The organism is Actinophytocola sp., from assembly GCF_036002505.1.
Taxonomy (GTDB): domain Bacteria; phylum Actinomycetota; class Actinomycetes; order Mycobacteriales; family Pseudonocardiaceae; genus DASYTH01.
In genome coordinates this window covers 1-14,376 of sequence record NZ_DASYTH010000462.1, presented here as the reverse complement: position 1 = coordinate 14,376, position 14,376 = coordinate 1, and the positions used below count along the sequence as shown (strand labels likewise).

Annotated in this window: 15 protein-coding genes; 9 read left to right on the top strand and 6 right to left on the bottom strand. The window is 72.6% G+C overall.

Translation table 11 applies throughout. The features are described 5' to 3' along the window. Positions 1–18: 18 nt before the first annotated feature. From VGR06_RS40460 to VGR06_RS40435, 6 genes are all read left to right on the top strand, one after another. A complete protein-coding gene (locus VGR06_RS40460) occupies positions 19–1,239 on the top strand; it encodes a cysteine desulfurase family protein (RefSeq protein WP_327564545.1) in 1,221 nt (406 codons plus the stop codon). Between the two features lie 2 nt (positions 1,240–1,241). After that, complete coding sequence (mnmA, locus tag VGR06_RS40455; RefSeq protein ID WP_327564544.1) at positions 1,242–2,348, top strand: tRNA 2-thiouridine(34) synthase MnmA; 1,107 nt, start codon at positions 1,242–1,244, stop codon at positions 2,346–2,348. Between the two features lie 104 nt (positions 2,349–2,452). Further along, positions 2,453–3,049, top strand: coding sequence for a superoxide dismutase family protein (locus tag VGR06_RS40450; protein WP_327564543.1), 597 nt, complete (start codon positions 2,453–2,455; stop codon positions 3,047–3,049). 97 nt (positions 3,050–3,146) lie between these two features. After that, positions 3,147–4,775, top strand: coding sequence for a S8/S53 family peptidase (locus tag VGR06_RS40445; RefSeq protein WP_327564542.1), 1,629 nt, complete (start codon positions 3,147–3,149; stop codon positions 4,773–4,775). 37 nt (positions 4,776–4,812) lie between these two features. Beyond that, the gene (locus VGR06_RS40440; protein WP_327564541.1) at positions 4,813–7,485 is read left to right on the top strand and encodes a CHAT domain-containing protein; all 2,673 of its coding nucleotides are present in this window, start codon (positions 4,813–4,815) and stop codon (positions 7,483–7,485) included. 125 nt (positions 7,486–7,610) lie between these two features. Further along, the gene (locus VGR06_RS40435; protein ID WP_327564540.1) at positions 7,611–8,153 is read left to right on the top strand and encodes a hypothetical protein; all 543 of its coding nucleotides are present in this window, start codon (positions 7,611–7,613) and stop codon (positions 8,151–8,153) included. A gap of 12 nt (positions 8,154–8,165) precedes the next feature. On the opposite strand, the gene VGR06_RS40430 is transcribed toward VGR06_RS40435, so the two are convergent. Genes VGR06_RS40430 through VGR06_RS40405 form a run of 6 tightly spaced genes read right to left on the bottom strand, consistent with a single transcriptional unit; the run spans position 8,166 to position 11,529 of the window. After that, positions 8,166–8,558 (bottom strand): type II toxin-antitoxin system VapC family toxin, encoded by a 393-nt coding sequence (locus VGR06_RS40430; protein ID WP_327564539.1) that lies wholly within the window; start codon positions 8,556–8,558, stop codon positions 8,166–8,168. Next, on the bottom strand, positions 8,555–8,785 hold the full coding sequence (locus VGR06_RS40425) for a type II toxin-antitoxin system Phd/YefM family antitoxin (protein ID WP_327564538.1): 231 nt from the start codon (positions 8,783–8,785) through the stop codon (positions 8,555–8,557). The genes VGR06_RS40430 and VGR06_RS40425 overlap by 4 nt, the downstream gene beginning before the upstream one ends. A 36-nt stretch (positions 8,786–8,821) precedes the next feature. Beyond that, complete coding sequence (locus tag VGR06_RS40420) at positions 8,822–9,475, bottom strand: class I SAM-dependent methyltransferase family protein (protein WP_327564537.1); 654 nt, start codon at positions 9,473–9,475, stop codon at positions 8,822–8,824. Positions 9,476–9,494: 19 nt separating this feature from the next. Continuing rightward, positions 9,495–10,511 (bottom strand): S-adenosylmethionine:tRNA ribosyltransferase-isomerase, encoded by a 1,017-nt coding sequence (locus tag VGR06_RS40415; protein WP_327564536.1) that lies wholly within the window; start codon positions 10,509–10,511, stop codon positions 9,495–9,497. Continuing rightward, positions 10,508–10,849, bottom strand: coding sequence for a VOC family protein (locus VGR06_RS40410; protein WP_327564535.1), 342 nt, complete (start codon positions 10,847–10,849; stop codon positions 10,508–10,510). Before VGR06_RS40410 ends, VGR06_RS40415 begins: the two co-directional genes overlap by 4 nt. Beyond that, positions 10,846–11,529, bottom strand: coding sequence for an SDR family oxidoreductase (locus VGR06_RS40405; RefSeq protein WP_327564534.1), 684 nt, complete (start codon positions 11,527–11,529; stop codon positions 10,846–10,848). Before VGR06_RS40405 ends, VGR06_RS40410 begins: the two co-directional genes overlap by 4 nt. Positions 11,530–11,672: 143 nt before the next feature. On the opposite strand from VGR06_RS40405, the gene VGR06_RS40400 reads away from it, so the two are divergent. The 3 genes from VGR06_RS40400 to VGR06_RS40390 form a co-directional block, all read left to right on the top strand. Then, positions 11,673–12,800, top strand: a complete 1,128-nt coding sequence (locus VGR06_RS40400) for a GAF domain-containing sensor histidine kinase (protein ID WP_327564533.1) — start codon at positions 11,673–11,675, stop codon at positions 12,798–12,800. Next, positions 12,797–13,417: a response regulator transcription factor gene (locus VGR06_RS40395; protein WP_327564532.1), complete on the top strand. Its 621-nt coding sequence runs from the start codon at positions 12,797–12,799 to the stop codon at positions 13,415–13,417. The genes VGR06_RS40400 and VGR06_RS40395 overlap by 4 nt, the downstream gene beginning before the upstream one ends. A gap of 10 nt (positions 13,418–13,427) precedes the next feature. Further along, on the top strand, positions 13,428–14,376 hold a 949-nt coding region (locus tag VGR06_RS40390; protein WP_327564531.1), incomplete at its 3' end, for a DUF3500 domain-containing protein.

Sequence of the window (14,376 nt, the reverse complement as noted above, 5' to 3'; positions counted from 1 at the left end):
GACTACCCTGGTCGACTGATGACTTATCTCGACCACGCCGCCACCACACCGATGGTGCCCGAGGCCATCGCGGCCATGACCCGGGCGCTTCCGTTGCTGCGGAACGCCTCGTCGCTGCACGCCTCCGGCCGGCGGGCGCGCCGGGTGGTGGAGGAGGCGCGCGAGGAGATCGCCGCCGCGCTGGGCGCCCGGCCGTCCGAGGTGATCTTCACCGGCGGCGGGACGGAGAGCGACAACCTCGCGGTGCAGGGCATCTACCGGGCGCGGCGCACGGCCGACCCGAAGCACCGGCGGGTACTGGTCTCCGCGGTGGAGCACCACGCGGTGCTGGACGCCGCGCAGTCGCTGGCCGAGCACGAGGGCGCCGAACTGACCCTGCTCGAAGTGGACGCGTTCGGCCGGGTGCACCAGGACACGCTGCGTGCCGCGATCGCCGAGGACCCGGACTCGGTGGCGGTGGTCAGCGTGATGTGGGCCAACAACGAGGTCGGCACGGTGAACCCGGTCCGCGAGCTGGCCACCACCTGTGCCGGGCACGGCATCCCGTTCCACACCGACGCGGTGCAGGCGGTGGGCGCGATCCCGGTGGACTTCGCCGCGTCCGGGGCGAGCGCGCTCACGCTCACCGGGCACAAGGTGGGCGGGCCGTACGGGGTGGGCGTGTTGCTGCTCGGCCGGGACGTGCCGTGCGCGCCGGTGCTGCACGGCGGCGGGCAGGAGCGGGACCTGCGCTCGGGAACCCTGGACGGGCCGGCGATCGTGGCGTTCGCCACCGCGGTGCGGCTGGCCGTCGAGCGGCGCGCGGAGCAGGCCGGGGACCTGGCGGCGCTGCGCGACGAGCTGATCGACGCGGTGCTCGCCGTGGTGCCGGACGCCGTGCTCAACGGCGACCCCGGCCAGTCCGATGTGGACGGTGCGCCGTCGCGGCTGCCCGGCAACGTGCACCTGACCTTCCCCGGCTGCGAGGGCGACAGCCTGCTGATGCTGCTGGACGCCAACGGCATCGAGTGCTCGACCGGTTCGGCGTGCTCGGCCGGGGTGGCGCAGCCCAGCCATGTTCTGCTGGCCATGGGCATGGATCCGGCCGCCGCGCGCGGGTCGCTGCGGTTCTCCCTCGGGCACACCTCGACCCGGGCGGACGTGCGCGCGGTGGCCGAGGTGATCGGCCCGGCGGTGGCGCGGGCCCGGGGCGCGGGGCTGGCCGGCATGCGGCGGGCAGCGGCGCAGGTGGAGATCTGACCATGCGGGTGCTGGCGGCGATGAGCGGGGGCGTGGACTCCGCGGTGGCGGCGGCCCGGGCGGTGGACGCCGGGCACGACGTGGTCGGCGTGCACCTGGCGCTTTCCGCACAGTCACATCGGGGGACACCCCCGGGCCCCCGGGCGGGGACGCTGCGCACCGGGGCGCGCGGCTGCTGCACGGTGGAGGACGCGCACGACGCCCGGCGGGTCGCGGACATCCTCGGCATCCCGTTCTACGTCTGGGATTTCGCCGAGCGGTTCACCGAGGACGTGATCGAGGACTTCGTCGCCGAGTACGCCGCCGGCCGCACGCCCAACCCGTGCCTGCGCTGCAACGAGCGGATCAAGTTCGAGGCGCTGCTGGACAAGGCGCTGGCGCTGGGCTTCGACGCGGTGTGCACCGGGCACTACGCCCGGCTGTCGCTTGTGGACGGCTGGCCCGAGCTGCGGCGCAGTGCGGACGCGGAGAAGGACCAGTCCTACGTGCTGGCCTCGCTGACCGCGGACCAGTTGCGGCACGCCATGTTCCCGCTCGGCGCTTCGGTGAAGGGGGCGGTGCGGGCCGAGGCCGCGGCGCGCGGCCTGGCCGTCGCCGAGAAACCTGACAGCCACGACATCTGCTTCATCCCGGACGGCGACACCCGGGCGTTCCTGACCCGGCAGCTCGGCGAGCGGCCGGGCCGGCTGGTGGACCAGACCACCGGCGCGGTGCTCGGCGTGCACGCCGGGGTGCACGGGTTCACCGTGGGGCAGCGGCACGGGCTGGGCCTCGACGTGCCGGCGCCGGACGGGCGGCCGCGCTACGTCCTCGCCCTGGAGCCGGTTTCCGGCACGGTGAAGGTGGGTTCGGCCGAGCAGCTGTCCGTGCGGGAGATCGTGGGCCGGCGGCCGGTGTGGCCGGCCGGCGCGGCCCTGACCGGAGATGTCCGCTGCGTGGCGCAGGTGCGCGCGCACGGCGGCACCGCCGACGCTGTAGCGTCCGTTGTGGACGGTGAATTGGTGGTGCGGCTGCCCGAGGGCCTGCGCGGGGTCGCCCCGGGCCAGGCGGTCGTGCTATACCAGGACGACAGGGTGCTCGGCAGCGCCACCATCGCCGCCACGCGGTAACCACCCGATCAGGGGAACCCAAGGGGCGTAAGCCAAGCACCACTAGGGTGAACCCGGCGATTCGCGCCATTTACCCCGATGGTGCCCTTTGGTAACACGGGTTCATGCGTACAACTCGTTCTCTTGCCGTGCTCGGCGCGCTCGGCGTGACCATGCTCAGCGTGGTCGCCACCGAAAGCGCCGCGCAGACCGACTCCTCGTCCCGCGTCGCGCACGCGGTCGTCCGTGACGCCAACGGTGTCACGCTCGGCACCGTCAGCTTCTTCGCCGACCGCGGGAAGCTCGCCGTCGCCGGGCGCCTGTCCGGGGTCGCCCCGGGATTCCACGGTTTCCACGTGCACGCGATCGGTCTCTGCGACCCGCGGGCCACCGACCCCACCGGCGCCGTCGTCCCGTTCGCCTCCGCCGGGCCGCACCTGGACAGCGGCGGCCACACCCATGGCGCGCACTCCGGCGACCTGCCCTCGCTGCTGGTGACCGCGGACGGAATCACGACCACCGCCACCGAGACCGACCGGCTCAACTCCGCGCTGCTGTTCGACGCGGACGGCAGCGCGATCATCATCCATGCGGGGCCGGACAACTTCGCCAACATCCCGGCCCGCTACTCCGCGGCCGGCGTGCCCGGCCCGGACGCCGCCACGCTCGGCACCGGTGACTCGGGCGCCCGCTTCGCCTGCGGCGTGTTCGTGCGCGGGTAGCCGCGCCAATCCTCGCTCCTAGGTCCGCTAGCGTTACGCCGCACACCGAATCGTCGACTATCTGGTGGAAACCAGACGCACACGGGGTGAGGCGAGCATGGACAAGACCGGTCCGAACGGCGATCGCGAAACGGACGGCGGCGACCGGCTGCCGGAAATGGTCAACTTCCCGGCGAGCGTGCTCGTCCGGCACCGGTCGCGGCTGCTCGACCCGTCCACCGCGGTGCGCTCGGCCGGCAGCGCCCGGCCGGAGCCCACCGCGTACCGGGCGGACACCCTGCTGGTGCCGCTGCGCCAGGCGCTCGACAACGAGACCATCGCCCGCTACAACAAGGTGCTCGACCCGCTCCAGGTGGAGCTCACCGTGGTGCTGCCGCGCACGGAGCGGTGGGCCGAGGCGGTCAGGACGTTCGACCCGAACTTCCCGATCCCGGTGCTGATGCGGCTCAAGGACGACGCCGTGACCGACCGCGCGCCGGACCCGTGGGCCGCGCTGGTGGCGCTGCGCCGCACGATCGGCGTGGACGACCTGAACGGCGTGGGCCTGGAGCACCTGACCGTGGCGGCATCGGTGGAGATCGAGGGAGCCCCCGCCGGGCAGGGACCGTCCGTCGCGGACGGTCAGGGCGAGCGGATCTCACTGTCCACAGGGGAGCGCAACCCGGTGCGGCTGTTCCTGCCGAAGCCGGCGCGGGCCAAGGATCCGGGCAAGCTGGCGGCCGGGCGGCGTCCGGTGGTGGCGGTGATGGACACCGGCATCGGGCCGCACCCGTGGCTGCCGGTCGGCCCGCTCGGCGGCGACCCGGTGGTGGAGGTGTCCGACGAGTTCCAGGCCCTGGTGTCGGAGCTGGAGACCACCCTGGCCGACGTGTCCGGTGACGCGGTCGCCTCGCTCGCCTCGCCCGAGGAGAAGCCCGACGCCATCCAGCCGCTGCTCGGGCTGATCGACTCGCACTCCGGGCACGGCACGTTCGTCAGCGGGCTGGTTTTGCAGAACTGCCCGGACGTGCGGGTGCTGTCGCTGCGGGTGCTGCACACCGACGGGATCTGCACCGACGTCTCGGTGCTGCTCGGGTTGGAGTGGCTGCGCGCCCGCGTGCAGCACGCCATCGACCACAAGAAGCCGGAGCTGATGATCGACGTGGTGTCGCTCTCGCTCGGGTTCTACCCGGAGCGCGACGACCACACCACCCGCCAGCTTTTGGCCGAGGCGGTGCAGCGGCTGACCGACCTGGGTGTCGTGGTGGTGGCCGCGGCCGGAAACGACGCCACCACCCGGCCGTTCGTGCCGGCGGCGCTCGCGCTGAACGCCGGCGGCACCAACGGCGGAAACCCGTTGCTGGTCGCGGTCGGCGCGCTCAACGCCTCCGGGGCGACCGTGGCGGCGTTCAGCAACGCCGGCGACTGGATTCACCGGTGGGCGCCCGGCGACGCGGTGGTGAGCACCGTTCCGCTCTGGCAGGGCGCCATGCAGCCGGACCTGCAGCTGCCGGACGGCACGAAGACCCGGTCCGCGCCCGACGAGGACGACCTGACCACCGGGTTCGCCGTCTGGGCCGGCACCTCGTTCGCCACGCCGGTGGTGGCCGGGCTGCTGGCCCGCGAGTTCCAGGCGCTGCCCGACTCGTTCGATCTGGTCAAGCGCAAGCAGCGGGCGGAAGGCGCGCTGAAGGCCGTCGACACCAAGCTGGCCAAGAACCCGTGGCGGGGACCGGCCGCGTCCTGACCGCGTCAACCCGGCGCCGACCCGTACCGTGAGCGGCATGTCGAGCGGCGCGCCCAACCGGGGCAGGGACCGGGCGCTGCGCCAGGCGACAGCCCTGCTGCAACGCGCCCGGGAAGCGGTGTGGGCGTACCGGATCGACCGCGGTCGCACGCTGCTGCACGCGGCGCTGCGGGTGCTGGACGAGGTGCCGCCACCGGTCGACGCCGAGGTCGCGGCGCTGCGCATTCGGGTCGTGGTGAACCTCAGCTACGCCGAGGCGGAGGCCGGCTCACTGGACGCCGGGCTGGCCCGGTTGGACAGCGCCGGCGACGAGCTGGCTTCCCTGCCACCGGGCGAGGTCCGGGACGAGCTGGACGCGTTGATCCTGTCCGACCGCGGTTTCCTGCTCATCCGGGCCGGGCGGATCGACGACGGCCTGCAGGTGCTCGATGTCGCCGCGGAGCGCCTGGAGGCCGGGCTTTCGCGCGGCGGCGGGGATCCCAACCTGCTGGCCACGGTCTACCTGAACCGGAGCCTGGCGCACATCGACTTGGTCCAGACCGGTGCCGCGACCGCCGACGTGCGCCGCTGCATCGAGCTCTCCGACGAGTACGACCTGCACCCGCTCGGCATCAAGGCCCGGCACAACCTGGGTTATGTGGCCTACATGACCGGGGACATGCCGACCGCGCTGCGGCATTACTCCGAGGCCGAGCGCGCCTACCGGGAGCTGGTGCCGGGCATGGTGCCGGTGCTGCAACTGGATCTGGGCCGGGCGCTGCTGGCCGCCGGTCTGGTGGAGGACGCGGCGCGGCACCTGGACGAGGCGCTGCCGCAGCTGCGCCGGCAGCGGGCCAGCAAGGACGCCGCCGAGGCGGAGATCGCCCGGGCGGCGGCGGCGTTGCTGGCCGGGGACGTGGCGCAGGCGCGGCGCCGGGCCCGGGCCGCGGAGCGGATGTTCACCCGGCGCGGCAACACCCGGTGGGCGGCGGTGGCGGCGCTCGCGGCGCTGCGCGCGGACGTGGCGGTTGCCTTGGCACGCGGGCGGATTCCGCGCGCGCTGCCGGTGGACGCGGTGAAGCTGGCCGACCGGTTGCGGGCGCTGCTGCTGGAGGACGAGTCGGCGCTGGCGTTGATGCTGGCGATCCGGATGGAGCTGCGGCGCGGCGACGTCGCGGCGGCCACGCTGCTGTTGGAGGCGGTGCCGCGGCCGCGGGCGACCTCCCCGGTGGACAACCAGATGCTGCTTCGCTTGTGCCGCGCGGAGTTGGCGCTCGCCGGCGGTTCGTCGCGGGTCGCCCTGGGCGAGGCGCGGGCGGGTCTGGCGGAGCTGGGCCGGGCGCGGGACCGGATGGGCGGGCTGGATCTGGTCTGTGGCACGGCGATCCACGGGCGGGAGCTCGGCGAGCTGGCCGTGCGGCAGGTGCTGTCCCGGCGGCGGACCAGTGCCCGGCAGCTGTTCGGGTGGCTGGAGCGGACCCGGGCGCAGGTGTACCGGTACGAGCCGATGCCGGCGATCGACGATCCGGTGCTCGCCGGGAAGGTGGACGAGCTGCGGTCGCTGCGCCGGGCGGTGCAGCTGGAGCGCGTGGCCGGGCGGCCGGCGCGGCGGCAGGCCCGGCAGGCGGCCACGCTGGAGCGGGAGATCCTGCGCCAGGGCTGGTACTCCTCGCCGTGGGGGCAGCCGCGGCCGGTGGCCACGTTCGGCGAGGTCGCCGACGCGTTGGGGGACCGGGCGCTGGTCACCATCGCCGCGTCCGGCGACGAGCTGGTGGCCGTGGTGGTCGCCGCCGGCCGGGCCCGCCTGGTGCGGTCGGGATCTCTCGCCCGGGCGGCGGAGTGGGCGGCGCGGTTCCACGCCGACCTCAACGCGCTGGCCCCGGACAGCCTGCCCGGGCCGATGGCCGAGGTGGTCACCCGCTCGGCCAGCCGGACGGCGGACGCGCTGGACGCGCAGCTCATCCGGCCGCTCTCCCGGCATCTGGCCGCGGACTCGGCGCAACGCAGCGCCACCGCGCTCGACTCGCAGCTGCTACGTCCACTATGGACAGCCGCCGGCGGCCGGGAGCTGATCATCGTGCCGACCGGCGCGCTGTACGCGGTGGCGTGGGGCAGCCTGCCGTCGCTCTCGCACTGCCCGGTGGTGGTCGCCCCGTCCGCCACCGCCTGGCTGGCCGCCGAACGGGCCGCGCGATCCGCCGACCGCGTCCTGCTCGCCCGCGGACCGCTCCTCGGCCAGGCCATCGCCGAGGAGGGTCCACTGCGGACGGTATACCCGTCTGCGCTGCGGTTGAGCGAATCCGCCGCCACCGTCGGTGCGGTTCTGTCCGGTTTGGACGGTGCGGGCATTGCGCACCTCGCCGCGCACGGCGCCCACGAGCCGACCAACGCCATGTTCTCCCGCCTCGAGCTTGCCGACGGTCCGATGTTCGCCCACGAGCTGTCCCGGCTGCGCCAGCCGCCCCGCCAGGTCGTGCTCGCCGCCTGCGAGCTCGCCATGAACCACATCCGCCCCGGCGACGAGGCCCTCGGCTTCGCCGGTGCCCTGCTGGCCGGTGGCGTCCGCACCGTCATCGCCGCCATCAGCCGCGTCGGCGACATCGCCGCCGCCTCCGCCATGGTCGACTACCACTCCCAACTCGCCGCTGGCACCCGTCCCGCCGTAGCCCTGGCCGAAGCCATCGCCGCCGACCCCTTCCGGCGCCCCTTCATCTGCCTCGGCGCGGGTTGACGGAACGTCGTCGGATGGGCCGTGTGGGGGACGGCGGGTGTCGCTCTGTTGGGCCTTATCGGGACGGTTGCGGGCTGGGTACGTTCGGCGCGTTCCGTTCTCCCAGGCCCTTTGTGAGGTTGATCATGACTTATCCGGGGAGCCGGTATCTGCCGCCCGTCGGGCTGGAGATTCCGTGTAGCTGTCATGCCGCGGACACGCCGTTACGGGTGGACGTTCTCGGTGTGGTCCGGCTGGATTTCAAGGGTGGCATCCGGGTCCGGGTCGAGGCGAACATCCGGGAGGGGCTCGGTGGTGTCCGGCTCAAGGTGATCGGTCACGAGGTGAGTGCCGACTCGGAGGCGCTCGGCCGGGTGACCATCTCCCAGGCCGACATCGACACCACACCGCTGAGTTTGCTGGAGATCATCGGGAACTCGCCGGTGTACCGGCAGACGATGTTACTCGACTTCACGGTCACGGTGGAGAAGCCGCCGGGCGGGGGCGGGCCCATGGTGCTGTCGAACACGAAGACCGCGACGCTGGTCAGCGGCACCCTGGACCATTTCCCGCCGACCGGCGACGTCTACCAGCTGCAGGAGCCGGTCGATCTGGCGCCGGTGGGCTCGCCCGACCAGGTCGTCGCCCAACTCCAGCAGTTCCCGGTCACCGTCTCGCACAACCCCTAGCGGACGGATGAACTAGCCAGACCAGCAGACCTTCACGTCGTACTGCTCGAACACCCGGTCAGCGGTGAGGATCGTCAAGTTGTCGAGTTGTGCCTGAGCGATCAGCAACCGGTCGAACGGATCGCGATGATGCGGTGGCAACAGGGCGACATGGAGAGCATGGCTGTGTGTAACCGGCAGCGCGCTCATGGCGCTGCTGCGCATGCGGTCTGGAACATATTCAGCCGGGGTTGTCGGTAGCGGCAGCTTGCCGAGGCCGTACTTGATGGCGATTTCCCAAGAGCTCGCGGCTGACAGGAGGAGCTCCGTCGTGGGATCGGTCACCAGCGTGAGCGCTCGCTTGTTCAGCCGTTCCGGCTGCGCTTGCATCCACAGCCAGGACTGCGTGTCGACAAGCAACTTCATGCGCCGAACGCCTCGAGGATGTCGTCCGGCAACGGAGCGTCGAAGTCGTCCGGCACTTCGAACAGCCCGCGGTCCCGGCCGAGGACTCTCGAGTGCCCACGTTGTACGGGCACCAACAGGGCCACGGGTTGCCCGCTGCTCGTTATGGTGATTTCCTCGCCTGCCGCGACCCTGCGGAGCAGGGCAGAAAGCGTTGTCTTCGCCTCGTGGACACCGACCTCGACCATGCGCCCAGCATAGACTAAGTCCCCGACTAAGTCGAACTAACGCACGAACTCGAACAGGCGCACATCGGGCCGGTAGGGTCGGGCGGGCCCGGTCAGCCGGTGGCTGCCGACGCCCATCCACGAGTCCTCTTCGCCGTCGAAGGCCAGCTCGGTGAACCCGTTGTCCGCGAACCAGGCCCGGATGGTCGGGGTGAGGTCGGGATCTCGGCGGTGCCGGGTCCAGATGACGGTGGCACCGCGAGCGCAGAGGCGGGGAAGCTCGGCGATCGTGTGCTGGATGGCGGCATCGGTGACGTTGCCGAAGACACCGCACACGAGGGCCAGGTGAGCGGGGACCACGTCGCGGTAAGGGGTGGTCGATCCGGCGTCAGCGGTGTGCACGGTGATCCCGCCGAGGCCGCCGGCGTGGGCGGTTTCCCTTGCGGCGTCGGCATTATGCGGGTCGAGTTCGACCAGGACCGCCCGGACGTCGGGGCCGCGGGGATGATCGGGCAGCACACCGAGCAGATCGCGGCCCTGCCCCGCGCACATGCTCAGCACGCGCACCGGGCCGGGCGGCGCGGCGTCCAGCGCCTCGCGGATCCGTTGCTGCACCACGACCAGGCGACGACTCAGGACCGATCCCGGTTCGTCGTACCAGTCGTGCCAGGCCACCCAGTCCCGCTCTTCGTCGTCCCACTCTTCGGTCATGGGTCCGACGGTAGCGAAACTACGGCAGCAGCAGGTTCACGTCGCCGAACTCGTGCCAGAGGTAGCCGTGCTCGATGGCCTCGGTGTAGCACCGGTCGAGCAGCGGGCGGCCGGCGACCGCGGCCAGCATGTCCAAATGGGACGCACGAGGCTCGTGGAAACCGGTGAGCAGACCGGTGATCGCCCGCACCCCCAGCTCGGGCGTCACGATCAGCTCGGTCCAGCCGCCCGCCGCGCGGACCACACCGTCCGGGCCGGTCGCGCTTTCCAGCGCGCGTACGGCGGTGGTGCCGACCGCGATGATCCGGCCACCCGCCGCCCGGGCCTGGTTGACGACCCGGGCGGTGTGTGCGGAGACCGCGAACCGTTCGGGATAGGGGCGCTCGTGTGCCTCCGGTGAGGCGACGCCGGTGTGCAGCAGCACCGGCGCGAACTGCACGCCGGCGCTGACCAGCCGGGCGACCAGCGCGGCGGTGAACGGCCGGCCGGCGCTGGGCATCTCGGCGCTGCCCGGCGTGGTGCCGAACACCGTCTGGTAGTAGGAAAGCGGCCAGCGCTGCCGCACGTAGGGGTACCGGATCGGGGCGCCGATTGTGGTGAGGTAGGCCGGAACCGCGCGGTCGACGTCGGCGACCCAGAGCCGGCCCGCCGAGTACGGTTCGCGCAGGGTGAGCGTGGCGCCGCCGAGCAGGTGATACTGCTCGCCCGCTGCGCCACCGGAGTACGGCTCGGTCGCCTTCGCGGTGTTGCGGCGGACCTCCACCAGCCAGGTCCCGTCCGGGCGCTCGGTGGAGAAGTGCACGGTGCGGCCGCCGCCGGCGACCCCGACCGCGGCCGGCAGCGTCGCCGAGGTGTTCACCACGAGCACGTCGCCGGGTTTCAGCAACGTGGGCAGATCCGAGAACCGTTGATGGCGTACGGAGTTGTCCGAGCGACGACCCACGAGCAGGCGTACCCGGTCCCGCGCCAGGCCACGCGCCTCGGGCGGCTCGTGTGCCTCAAGGTCGGCGGGCAGGGTGAACTCGATCGCGGTCATCTCTCGCTCCACACCATGACGTTCGCGCCGGCCGGCCCGCGCACGGTGAACCCGTAATGGCCACGCGGGTACCTGGCCGGCGGCGCGGACGCGTCGGCCATGCCGGTGTACACACCGTCCACTTCGGACTCGCTGGCCACTTCGAAGGCGACCAGCGGCGGATGGCCCACCCCCGGCGAGACGAGCTCGACGAAGGCGCCCTCGGCCACCCGGAGCACCGCGCCGCGCTCGCCGTCGCGATCCCAACCGTCCACCACGGACAGTCCGAGTTGGTCGGTGTAGAACCGGGTGGCCGCGTCCAGATCCGCTACCTCGAACGGGAGCCACAGCGCCCTCATGCGGGTACCGCCAGCTCGGAGAGCCGCACCCGGCCGGACTCCGGGCGGGTCCGCAGCAGGTGCAGGAACGCCGGCACGGCGGTGTCGGGCAGTGGCCGGTCGCTGATGTCCTCGCCGGGGAAGGCCTCCTGGTGCATCCGGGTCCGCAGGTCACCGGGATCCACCCACCAGACCCGCACCGAGGGTTCCTCCGCGGCCAGGATCCGGCTGGCCTGCTCGACCGCCGCCTTGGCGGATCCGTAGCCGCCCCAACCCTCGTAGGCCTCGACCGCGGCGTCCGAGGTGACGTTGACGATCGCCCCGCCACGCTCCCGCAGCGACGGCAACGCCCACTGCAGAAGGCCGATCGGGCCGACCACGTTCACCTCGAACACCGCGCGCAGCACGTCCAGCGGGTAGTCGGCCAGCCGCGGCTGCGGGCTGGGTCCGAGGATGCCGGCGTTGTTCACCAGCAGGTCCACCCCGCCGAGTTCGTCCGCGGCGCGGACCAGCGCCGCCCGGTGCCCGGGATCGGTGACGTCGCCGGCGAGCGCGGTGACGCCGGGCAGTTCGGCCACCGCGCCGGCGAGGGCGCCGGCGTCGCGGGCGTCCACGACCAGCCGCCAGCCCTCGCCGGCCAACCCCTTCGCGATGGCCAGGCCCAGCCCGCGGGACGCCCCGGTGATGATCGCGACAGGCATCGCGCAACCTCCTTCGTCTCTGATCTCGAAGCTAGGGGCGGACAACGGCGCCGCCATCGGGCTGGGGACGGGACGGTCCTCGGTCTTTGGACCTAGGACCTCGGCCCGATCCGCGGCCGTGTCCCGGTGAGTACCGTGGGGCTGTGACCGGGATCGAACGGGACGAGCTACGCGAGGTGAGCGCGGCGGTGCTGGCCGTCACCGCGCACCTGTCCGTTCGGGACGTGCTGCAGACGATCCTCACCACCGCGCGCCGGCTGCTGGACGCCCGCTACGCCGCGCTCGGCATCCCGGACAGCAAGGGCTCGTTCCGGGAGTTCCTGGCCGACGGCATCAGCGACGAGCAGTGGGTCGCGATCGGGCCGGTGCCGCGGCAGCACGGTGTGCTCGGCCTGATGCTGTGCGACCCGAACCCGGTGCGGCTGGCCAACATCCGCGACCACCCGCAGTTCGGGTGGTGGCCGGCGGCGCATCCGGAGCTGACCGACTTCCTCGGCATGCCGATCGTGGACGGCGCGGAGATTCTCGGCGAGCTGTTCCTGGCCAACAGCTGCCGGCCCGGCGGGTTCACCGCCGAGGACGAGGAGCTGCTCCGGCTGCTCGCCGCGCACGCCGCCATCGCGCTGGTGAACGCCCGGCTCTACGAGCGCGGCCGCGAACTGTCCATTGTGGAGGAGCGGAACCGGATCGCCCGGGAGCTGCACGACGCGGTGACCCAGAAGCTGTTCAGCTTGAGACTCGTCGCCGAGGCCGCGTCGACGCTGCTGGACCAGGACCCCTCCCGGGCCAGGGAGGAGCTGGCCGCGGTGCGCCGGCTGGCCGCCGAGGCCACCGACGAGCTGCGCGCCATCGTGGTCGGCCAGCGCCCGGTGGACCTCACCGGCGACGAGCTGGATGTGGCTCTGCGCAAGCAGGTTGACCTGCTCGACCGGGTGCACGAGCCGGCCGTGCGGTTCGTCGGCAGCTGCGTCGGGCGCCTTTCCGACGAGGCGCAGCAGGCGGTGTTCCGGATCGCGCAGGAGGCCCTGCACAACGCGCTGCGCCACGCCGGCGCGTCCCGGATCGACGTGGATCTGGTGTCCCGCAACGGAAACGTGGTGCTCTCGGTGACCGATGACGGCCGCGGCTTCGACTCCGGCACCGCGGCCGAGGAAAACCGCCGGCTCGGCCTGGCCTCCATGCGCGAGCGGGCCCGCTCGGTGGGCGCCCGGCTCAGCGTGACGTCCACGCCCGGCGCCGGCACCACCGTCCGGCTGGCGGTGCCGGCATGATCAAGGTACTGCTCGTCGACGACCATCCCGTTGTGCGCCAAGGACTTCGCACGTTCCTCGACCTCCAGGACGACATCACCGTCATCGGTGAGGCGTCCGACGGGGTCACCGGCGTCGCCGCCGCCGAGGAGCTCCGTCCCGACGTGGTCCTGCTCGACCTGCGCATGCCCGGCTCCGACGGCCTCGACGCCCTGCGCGGCCTCCGCGAGCACGCCAACCCCGCCCGGGTCCTGGTGATCACCAGCTTCACCGAGCCCGCCGCGGTGCTCCCCGCCGTCCGCGCCGGTGCCGCCGGCTACGTCTACAAGGACGTCGACCCGCCCGCCCTCGCCGCCGCCATCCGCTCCGTCCACGCTGGGCACGTGCTCCTCCACCCCGACGTCGCCCGCCTCCTCGCCGCGGACTCGCATCCCGCCACCGACCTCACCGCCCGGGAACGCGACGTCCTCACCGAGCTCGCCCGCGGCCGCTCCAACCGCGAGATCGCCCGTACCCTTTCGCTGTCGGAGAAGACGGTCAAGACGCACGTCAGCGCCATCCTTGGCAAGCTGGGAGTGCAGGACCGCACCCAGGCCGCCCTGCGGGCGGTGCGTTCCGGGCTGGTCGACGCAACCTAGGGGCAGGCACATGACGCTCGCCGGCAACCTGCGCACCACCGCGCGGTCGCTGCTGCAATCCAGTACTCCGGTACAGAAACGGGGGCTGGCGCATCCGCTGACCGGTCCCGCCCTGCGGGACTGGACCTACGTCCCGCGCGACCGGGCGGGTCTGCTGTTAGGCGACATGGACAAGAGCCAGCGGCAGCTCGTGCATCGCGTGCTGGGCCTGGTGCTGAGCGAGCCATGCCACGCCCAGGTCGCCGTGATCATGGCCATGGAGGACGTGCTCGACCGGCGCGAAGGGCATACCCGGGGCCGGCACTCGACCGACTTCTGGTTTCTGATCTTCGGTGAGCCGGGCGCGGACGGGACCTGGTCGATGCGCCTGGAGGGCCACCACCTGTGTGTGCACGTCACGGTGTCCGGCGAGCAGGTCGTGGTCGCACCACTGTTCCTCGGCTGCAACCCCGCTGTGGTCCGGCAGGGCGAGCGGATCGTCACCGCACCGCTGTGGCACGAGGAGACGCTGGCCCGGAACATCCTCGCCGAGCTGCCACCCGCCGAGCTGACCGCCGTGCGCCTGGCACCGAAGGCGCCTGCCGACATCTACACCGGCGACCGTGAGCGGGTGCCGCCGTCGTTCCCGCCCGCGGCCGGTGTCCCGGTCGCGGCGCTCAGCCGGGACGCCCGGCGGTCCGCCCAGGAACTGCTCGAGCTCTACGCGGGGCGCCTGACCGACCCGCTCGGCTCCGACCTCCTCGACCGGCTGGTGGCCGACGATCTCAGGTTCGCCTGGGAGGGTGCGACGGAGCCCGGGCGGCCGCACTACTACCGCTTCACCGGCACCCGCTTCGTCATCGAGTACGACAACACCCAGAACAACGTCAACCACATCCACAACGTGCTGCGCGACCGGGACGCCGACTTCGGCGGCGATCTCCTGGCCACCCACACCGCCGCCGAACGACCCGAGGCCT

Coding starts and splice junctions, on each gene's coding strand:
- mnmA (WP_327564544.1), top strand. CDS start 1,242: ATGCGGGTGCTGGCGGCGATGAGCGGGGGCGTGGACTCCGCGGTGGCG.
- VGR06_RS40410 (WP_327564535.1), bottom strand. CDS start 10,849: ATGAGGGCGCTGTGGCTCCCGTTCGAGGTAGCGGATCTGGACGCGGCC.
- VGR06_RS40440 (WP_327564541.1), top strand. CDS start 4,813: ATGTCGAGCGGCGCGCCCAACCGGGGCAGGGACCGGGCGCTGCGCCAG.
- VGR06_RS40395 (WP_327564532.1), top strand. CDS start 12,797: ATGATCAAGGTACTGCTCGTCGACGACCATCCCGTTGTGCGCCAAGGA.
- VGR06_RS40405 (WP_327564534.1), bottom strand. CDS start 11,529: ATGCCTGTCGCGATCATCACCGGGGCGTCCCGCGGGCTGGGCCTGGCC.
- VGR06_RS40435 (WP_327564540.1), top strand. CDS start 7,611: ATGACTTATCCGGGGAGCCGGTATCTGCCGCCCGTCGGGCTGGAGATT.
- VGR06_RS40415 (WP_327564536.1), bottom strand. CDS start 10,511: ATGACCGCGATCGAGTTCACCCTGCCCGCCGACCTTGAGGCACACGAG.
- VGR06_RS40450 (WP_327564543.1), top strand. CDS start 2,453: ATGCGTACAACTCGTTCTCTTGCCGTGCTCGGCGCGCTCGGCGTGACC.
- VGR06_RS40445 (WP_327564542.1), top strand. CDS start 3,147: ATGGACAAGACCGGTCCGAACGGCGATCGCGAAACGGACGGCGGCGAC.
- VGR06_RS40420 (WP_327564537.1), bottom strand. CDS start 9,475: ATGACCGAAGAGTGGGACGACGAAGAGCGGGACTGGGTGGCCTGGCAC.
- VGR06_RS40425 (WP_327564538.1), bottom strand. CDS start 8,785: ATGGTCGAGGTCGGTGTCCACGAGGCGAAGACAACGCTTTCTGCCCTG.
- VGR06_RS40460 (WP_327564545.1), top strand. CDS start 19: ATGACTTATCTCGACCACGCCGCCACCACACCGATGGTGCCCGAGGCC.
- VGR06_RS40430 (WP_327564539.1), bottom strand. CDS start 8,558: ATGAAGTTGCTTGTCGACACGCAGTCCTGGCTGTGGATGCAAGCGCAG.